The following is a 6,255-nucleotide window of genomic DNA, read 5'->3' on the forward strand; positions in this document are numbered from 1 at the left end:
CCTGGTCAGCGGTGACCGGGGGCCGGAGCCCGGTGGTGCCCACAGGCTGTCAGCGGTACCTGACATCTTCTGTCAGGTATGGCCGACGGGTACGGCGGGGAACCGGCGGTGGCGGTGGCAGTGGCGGTCGGGCAGTGGGGCTGGACGCCGCGGTCGGGCGCTGCGGCTGGGCGGTGGCGCTGGGCGGTGGCGCTGGGCGGTGGCGCTGGGCGGTGCGGCGACAATGGCGCCATGCGTGCCGACCGGCTCCTCACCCTCCTCCTGCTGCTGCAGAACCGCGGCCACATGACCGCGCCCCAGCTCGCCGCCGAGCTGGAGGTGTCCGTCCGCACCGTCTACCGGGACATCGAGGCCCTCGGAGCCTCCGGCGTCCCCGTTCACGCCGACCGCGGCCCCGCCGGCGGATACCGGCTCGCGGACGGTTACCGCACCCGCCTCACCGGTCTCACCGACGCCCAGGCGGGTTCGCTCTTCCTCGCCGGAGCACCCGGTCCGGCCCGGGACCTCGGCCTCGGTGCCGACCTGGCCACCGCCCAGCTGAAACTCCAGGCAGCGCTCCCGGCGGCCCTCGCGAGCCGGGTCCGCCACCTCCAGGACCGCTTCCACCTCGACGCACCCGCCTGGTTCCGGGACCCAGAGCCCGTACCGCACCTCGCGCGGATCGCCCAGGCCGTCTGGGACCAGCGGGTGCTGCGGACCCACTACCGCCGCTGGAGCGGCGAGGTGCACCGCGTGCTGCGCCCCCTCGGCCTCGTCGTCAAGGGCGGCATCTGGTACCTCGTGGCCGAGGCCGAAGACACCGTACGGACCTACCGGGTGGCCCGGTTCCTGGCCGTGGACACCACGGACGACGCCTTCGAACGGCCCGTCGGCTTCGACCTCGCCGCGTACTGGCGCCGGTCCACCGGCCGCCTCACCGAGGCGCTGCACCAGGAGACCGCCGAACTGCGTCTCTCCCCCCGGGGCCGGAAGCTGCTGCCGATGTGGTTCGGGTCCGCGGGCGTACGGGCGCTCGCCGAGGCCGAACCGGCCGACGAGCGGGGCTGGGTACGGCTTCGGCTCCCCGTCGAGTCCCGGGCGATCGCGGTCGGCGACCTGCTCCGGCTGGGCGTCGAGGCCGAGGTCCTGGGCCCGCCCGAGCTGCGCCGCGCCGTCGCCGAGACGGCGGCGGCCGTCGCTGACCGGTACCGCTGAAGTGGCCGGGCGCGCCGCCGTGTTCGGCGCCCTACGGCACCCCGTGCGCGCATGAGCACGCCTGCATCCGCTGTCCGATGCTGACGCTCAACCCGAAGATGCTGCCCCGCCTCGACGAGCTGGAGGAAGACCTCCTCGCCCGTCGCGAACGGGCCGCGGTGAGAGGCCGTCCCCTGTGGGCACAGGGCCGCGATCACCGTGTTGCGGAGGGTTCGACGCTTCCGAAGGGAACACACCAAGCGGACACGCAACTCGATCGGCTGCCGAGCGCCACTGTTGCGGGCGGGGTGTTCCACGGCCCACTGCTGCGCCAGGAAGTCGTACGCGTCGGCGGGTGACGTCTCGTTCATACCGACGATCCGGGCGCCGCGGGAACCCACGGCGTCCTCGATAAGCGTTTCGACCCAGGCCAGCCCCTCCGCATCCGCGTACAAGCCGAAGGTGAGGTCACGCGTCCTCATGCCGCCGGCCCTGTGAACCAGGCGTGAACCGGCGCGAGGGTGGATGACGGGGGCCATCCGTTGACCGTCGCCAGGAGCTGCCAGTAGCGCTCCACGAGCGGGTCGGTGCTCATTCGCAGGCGGGCGAGAAGCCAGCTGCCCAGATTGCTCTCCTCGGCACGCTCGAACGCTTGGGCGTAGAGCTCTGTCAGTAGGTCGGCCGGGGATGCGTCCGCGGCGGAGGCCGGAAACAGCCCGGCAGACACAGCCTCGTTGATCCGTTCGCGCAGCGCCAGGTTGAGGGACTCTTGCAGCGCGATGCCGTCCATCCGGGAGAGTTCTTCCGCCTGGTCCCCGGCTGTCTGCCGGATCGCACGACGGAAGTCCGCTGTCTGGCAGAGTCCGGCAAGTTCCACCCAGGCGTCGACCTGCTCGGGCGTGGGGCCTTCGGGTAGATCAGGCAGAACGGATTGCATCAGGCTCACGAACTCGGCATTGGTGTGGCAGCCCGTGAAGGCTTCGTCGATGAAGTCGGCCACGAGTCGGTGGCGTTCGGTCCGGGAGAGTGTGGCAAGTCGGTGCACGAGGTCCATCTCCAGAGGAGTAGGGCGGCCGCGTCCGGCAACCGCTCGAAGAAGGGCGCGGCGCAGGCGCAGGGTACGGATCTGTACGTCCAGGGCGTCCGCGTGCGCTTGCATGACCTCCGACAGGGACGCCTCCCGGTCCAGTACCTTGCGTACCGTGGCCAGGTCGAGCCCCAGTTCGCGCAGTGTGCGGGCCAGCTCGAGGCGGGTTGGCGCGTCCGGACCGTAGAGCCGGTAGCCCGTCGGGCTCCGGTCGGTCGGCGGGACGATGCCCCGGTCGGAGTAGTACCGGATCGTCTTCACCGTCAGTCCGGTTCGGCGGGACAACTCCCCGATGTGATAGCGCGTGTCGCTGCGCATGCCCCCAGCCTTCCGTCTCCCCCTACGGGAGACTCAACCGGGGTGCACAGCAGGGGTTGGGCCGCCTCCTTTGTTCACCACGGCTGCTTGCGCCTCGCCGCACTTCATTCCGCCCCCATCTTCTCCGGGACCGCTGGGGACCCCAGGGAAAGCACCTTCCTGGCGGGTGCACGACGCCGACTGCGGGCACTTTGGTGCGTTGCCGGAACGCCCCGAACACGCCCAGTATGTGGACGCCCCTCCGCATTGCGATGCACCGCAGCCGACGCCGTGCTCTGATCCGGCACGGTTACAGGACAACCCATCAGGTGGCAGCCTCGCTGCCCCCGACCGACTCGCCTTGATTAAGTGCAGAGAAGATCGGTCACATACATGCCGTTCGTCCCGGTCGCCCGCAGCTCCGCGAAGTCCAGGAGACCGGTGTGCTGCAACAGTGTCGGTAGGTTCGGATATTCGGATGTGCGGAATAGGGTCTGGGCCGTGACGTATCCGCTTCCTTCCACGGCCCTGAACGACTTCCTCATGGCGCTCCACCCAGGTGACGTCGTCGCCGGGGTGGTTGCCAGGATCGAGAACTTCGGAGTGTTCGTAGATCTCGACGGGGCTCCGGAAGCGTCAGCGGGGTTCATCCCTCCGCCGGAGCTCTCATGGAGATGGATCTCTTCCTGTCATGAAGCTGTGTCACTGGGCCAGCGCGTGAACGCCGAGGTCTTGGCCCTGGATACCGAGATGCGTGGTCAGGCGATGCTGTCGCTGGTGGCTCTCCAGCCCAACCCATGGAGCCTCTGGACTGATCGCGCCGGTAGCGTCATCCGGGGCCGAGTCACGAAGCTGGTCCCGTTCGGGATCTTCGTGAGTCTCGATGAAGGAATAGCAGGGCTGGTACACCACTCCGAGCTACCACCAGCAGGGCCGGAACGGACGGTTCGAATCGGTGATGAGATGACCGTGCAGATCGCTGAGGTCGACGTCCCCATGCGGCGCATCCGTCTGTCACTCGGATGAACGGTAGGACTGAGCGCCGTAGTTGGCCACTGAGCGCTCTTGGCCGGAGCCGCGCAGAGCGGCCGGGCCGGAGGCTCGACCGGTAACGCGCGAGTCCGGGAAACGGAGGTGCCGGCTCTTGACCTGCACAGGCAGGATCACTCCATGTCGACCGACGTGAGCGGAATGATCGAATGCCGGCCAGGGGCCCGCCTATGGGGCCCCGACGATGAGGACTCTGTATGGGAGGTCGGCATCGATCTCTTCCTCCTCAACAGGGGCAACGCCTACGACGGCCTGGCCTGCCTCTTCGGAATCCGCAACTCCTACGGCTTCCGGCCCCTGGCGGAAGATCGTGGCTTCCCGGACGACGCCTCGGATGGGCTGCGAGCTGAGTTCGCCGGCTACGGCGGCCCCCACGATGTGCACGGGACCACCTGGCTGACCTGGGCCGAGCTGGACACCACGGACTGGCAGGAAACCAACGCCTCAGGCACACGAACCCGCGCCGCAGCCGCAGGGATCGACACCGACTGGGGCCGGGTCTGGAGCGTCATGCGCATCCTCAGTGAAATCCACGGAGCCGAGAACGTGCGCCTCGTCGTCTGGTTCCACTGACTCGCGGCTGAGCAAGCGGTTGGCCAAGCTGGCCAACTACGACGCTCAGTCAGCTCCGGCTGCCCAGCCGTTGGTGCACGAGGACCAATCCGTGGCAGGCACAGCAGTCGTCCTGGAGGTCCAGCGCCCCCCGACCACGCTCACCACATAAGAACGAGCGCAGTCGACTCGCGCCCTTGGTGCAGAGAAGGCTCGATCCCGCTCACCCCGAACCGACGCCGGTCCGGCCCCGGTCGGCCGACTCCCAGCGGACCTCCCCGTCCTGCCGGTACGGGGTCGGCCGCAGCCCGCAGGCGGCGGCGACCGCCGCCGAGGCGGTGTGACCGGGATGGACGTGCGCGACCAGACGGCCCACCGGTACGTCCCGCAGCCACGCGGCGAGCGCGCGGGCCGCCGCAGCGGCCAGTCCGCGGCCCTGCCACGGGGTACCGACGACCCAGGCGAGCTCGGCGACGTCCCGCGCCGGGGTGACCGTGGCCTGGACGGTGCCGACGAGGCATCTCTCCGTACGCAGCCTCAGCACCCAGTTGAGCCACACGGCCGAGGCATCGGGAGAACCGGCGGCGAGCCGTTCGTACCGGGCGCGGAGCGCGTCGGGCCCGAGGGGAGCACCGCCGGTGAAGGCGTGCAGGGCCGGGTCGGCCAGGACGGAGGCCATCTCGGCGGCGTGCGCGGGAAGCAGCGGCAGCAGGTCGAGGCGTCCGTCGGCCGAGGTGAAGGGGAGGGCGGACGGCCGTGGCGCCCCTGAGCCGGGGCGCGGTGGTGCCGCCTGCGCCGCGTGGGAGGGGGTCGCGCGGTCCGGGAGCGGGGAGGCCGGTGGTGTCTGCGGCGCCTGTGCTGCCTGTGGTGCCGCTGGGTCCGTGGGGCCGGCCTTGCGGGCCTTGGCGGCGGCACCGGAGCGCTCGACGCCGTCCACGGCGAGGCAGATGCCGAACACCCGGTCGTGGCCGGTCCAGCCGTTGACGCGGCCCCGGTTGTTGCTGATCCGCACCCGCCCGCGCGAGGTGTCCACCGCCGAGACCAGGTGCAGATACACGGTCCCGCGCACGCGCGCCAGGACGATGTCCCCGGCCTCGACCAGCAGCGGATCGGCAGGTGCGACGCGGACCCGTTGCCCGCTGCGGATCAGCGGCACCATGGACCCGCCCGTCGGCCGGAACTCCACGGTCTCGCCCCGGCCGATGCGTTCCGCCGCCGCGTCGAGCATGCCCATCGGGCGATTGTGCCCGCAGGGAACCGGCGGCGGTTAGCGGATTACGCCCGCCGGACGTCCCGGCGCATGCCGGGGCCGGGGTCAGCGTGGGGGTTCCACCTCCAGGAACCGGCGCTTCCGGGGGCCCCGGTAGAGCAGGCACACCCACCCGAGCCCTTCGAGCACGCCCGCGCAGGCCGTCAGCCGCTCCTGTTCCTCCTCGGCGGCGCCCCCGCCCGGCGGACCGGGCCAGGTCACCTCCGCCCGCCCCGGTTCGGCTCCGCCGGCCACCCGGTAGCCGGTGCGCGTCCGCCTGCCCTCCGCTTCCACCGCCGACGGTGCGAACCCCGCCGCCTCCAGCGCGAGGGCCACCGCGCGCACGGGCTGCCGTACCTCCCACGGCGCGGGAACCGCCGCCCCCGCCGGGCCGTTGACCAGACGCCGGATCTGCACCATCCCCTCGTACGCCGTGCGGAGCTCCCGCTCCCTGCCGGCCGGCGGCTCCGGTCCGTCGCCCGTCGCGGGCTCGAAGCCCTGCCCGGGTACCGTCATGGCCCACCACCCCGCCCCGCCGTCTGAGTACCTCATGCCCAATGGCCTGAGTATCCGCCCCGATTCCCCGCCGCGCTCCGGCTGGTCGAATGGGGCCATGACCTCCGAGGCCCCGCACGGCACGACGCCCCGCCCGCACCTGCGACACGTGACCACCGCCGGTTCCGCCCTGGCCGTGGCCCTGGTACCGCTCGTGGTCGGCGTCCTGCTCGCCAAGGGCCTGGCCGCCGACCCGTTGACCCCCGTCAACGCCCTCATCACCGGCGGCGGGCAGCGGGCCGGCCTGCCCCGGGCCGAGTGGCGGCGCCGCGGCCACGACACCGTGCGCCGG

The 6,255-nt window shown here is 71.4% G+C and carries 8 protein-coding genes; 5 read left to right on the top strand and 3 right to left on the bottom strand.

The annotated features are described in order from the left end of the window. Positions 1-231 precede the first annotated feature (231 nt). Both ABT106_RS19815 and ABT106_RS19820 read left to right on the top strand, forming a co-directional pair. The gene (locus ABT106_RS19815) at positions 232-1,194 is read left to right on the top strand and encodes a helix-turn-helix transcriptional regulator (protein ID WP_351278944.1); all 963 of its coding nucleotides are present in this window, start codon (positions 232-234) and stop codon (positions 1,192-1,194) included. Positions 1,195-1,271: 77 nt separating this feature from the next. Beyond that, positions 1,272-1,532, top strand: coding sequence for a hypothetical protein (locus ABT106_RS19820; RefSeq protein ID WP_351278946.1), 261 nt, complete (start codon positions 1,272-1,274; stop codon positions 1,530-1,532). A 119-nt stretch (positions 1,533-1,651) separates the two neighbouring features. On the opposite strand, the gene ABT106_RS19825 is transcribed toward ABT106_RS19820, so the two are convergent. After that, positions 1,652-2,578 carry a helix-turn-helix domain-containing protein gene (locus ABT106_RS19825; protein WP_351278948.1) on the bottom strand — a complete coding sequence of 309 codons (927 nt, stop codon included), beginning with the start codon at positions 2,576-2,578 and terminating at the stop codon, positions 1,652-1,654. Between the two features lie 480 nt (positions 2,579-3,058). Here ABT106_RS19825 and ABT106_RS19830 point away from each other — a divergent pair, with 480 nt between their 5' ends. Both ABT106_RS19830 and ABT106_RS19835 read left to right on the top strand, forming a co-directional pair. Beyond that, positions 3,059-3,583, top strand: coding sequence for a S1 RNA-binding domain-containing protein (locus ABT106_RS19830; RefSeq protein ID WP_351278950.1), 525 nt, complete (start codon positions 3,059-3,061; stop codon positions 3,581-3,583). Positions 3,584-3,727: 144 nt separating this feature from the next. Beyond that, positions 3,728-4,180, top strand: coding sequence for a hypothetical protein (locus ABT106_RS19835; protein WP_351278953.1), 453 nt, complete (start codon positions 3,728-3,730; stop codon positions 4,178-4,180). A gap of 202 nt (positions 4,181-4,382) precedes the next feature. Here the strand turns inward: ABT106_RS19835 and ABT106_RS19840 are convergent, their stop codons facing one another. Then, positions 4,383-4,871, bottom strand: coding sequence for a GNAT family N-acetyltransferase (locus ABT106_RS19840; RefSeq protein WP_351278960.1), 489 nt, complete (start codon positions 4,869-4,871; stop codon positions 4,383-4,385). A gap of 603 nt (positions 4,872-5,474) precedes the next feature. Further along, positions 5,475-5,924 (bottom strand): hypothetical protein, encoded by a 450-nt coding sequence (locus ABT106_RS19845; protein WP_351278955.1) that lies wholly within the window; start codon positions 5,922-5,924, stop codon positions 5,475-5,477. 97 nt (positions 5,925-6,021) lie between these two features. Here ABT106_RS19845 and ABT106_RS19850 point away from each other — a divergent pair. Then, the coding region (locus ABT106_RS19850; protein ID WP_351278958.1) for a hypothetical protein at positions 6,022-6,255 on the top strand (234 nt) is incomplete at its 3' end.

Source organism: Streptomyces sp. NPDC002044 (assembly GCF_040296725.1).
GTDB lineage: Bacteria > Actinomycetota > Actinomycetes > Streptomycetales > Streptomycetaceae > Streptomyces > Streptomyces antarcticus.

What these genes read in the sequence shown, in the direction of transcription:
- ABT106_RS19825 (WP_351278948.1), bottom strand. Translation starts at nt 2,578, where the DNA reads ATGCGCAGCGACACGCGCTATCACATCGGGGAGTTGTCCCGCCGAACC.
- ABT106_RS19820 (WP_351278946.1), top strand. Translation starts at nt 1,272, where the DNA reads ATGCTGACGCTCAACCCGAAGATGCTGCCCCGCCTCGACGAGCTGGAG.
- ABT106_RS19835 (WP_351278953.1), top strand. Translation starts at nt 3,728, where the DNA reads ATGTCGACCGACGTGAGCGGAATGATCGAATGCCGGCCAGGGGCCCGC.
- ABT106_RS19845 (WP_351278955.1), bottom strand. Translation starts at nt 5,924, where the DNA reads ATGACGGTACCCGGGCAGGGCTTCGAGCCCGCGACGGGCGACGGACCG.
- ABT106_RS19815 (WP_351278944.1), top strand. Translation starts at nt 232, where the DNA reads ATGCGTGCCGACCGGCTCCTCACCCTCCTCCTGCTGCTGCAGAACCGC.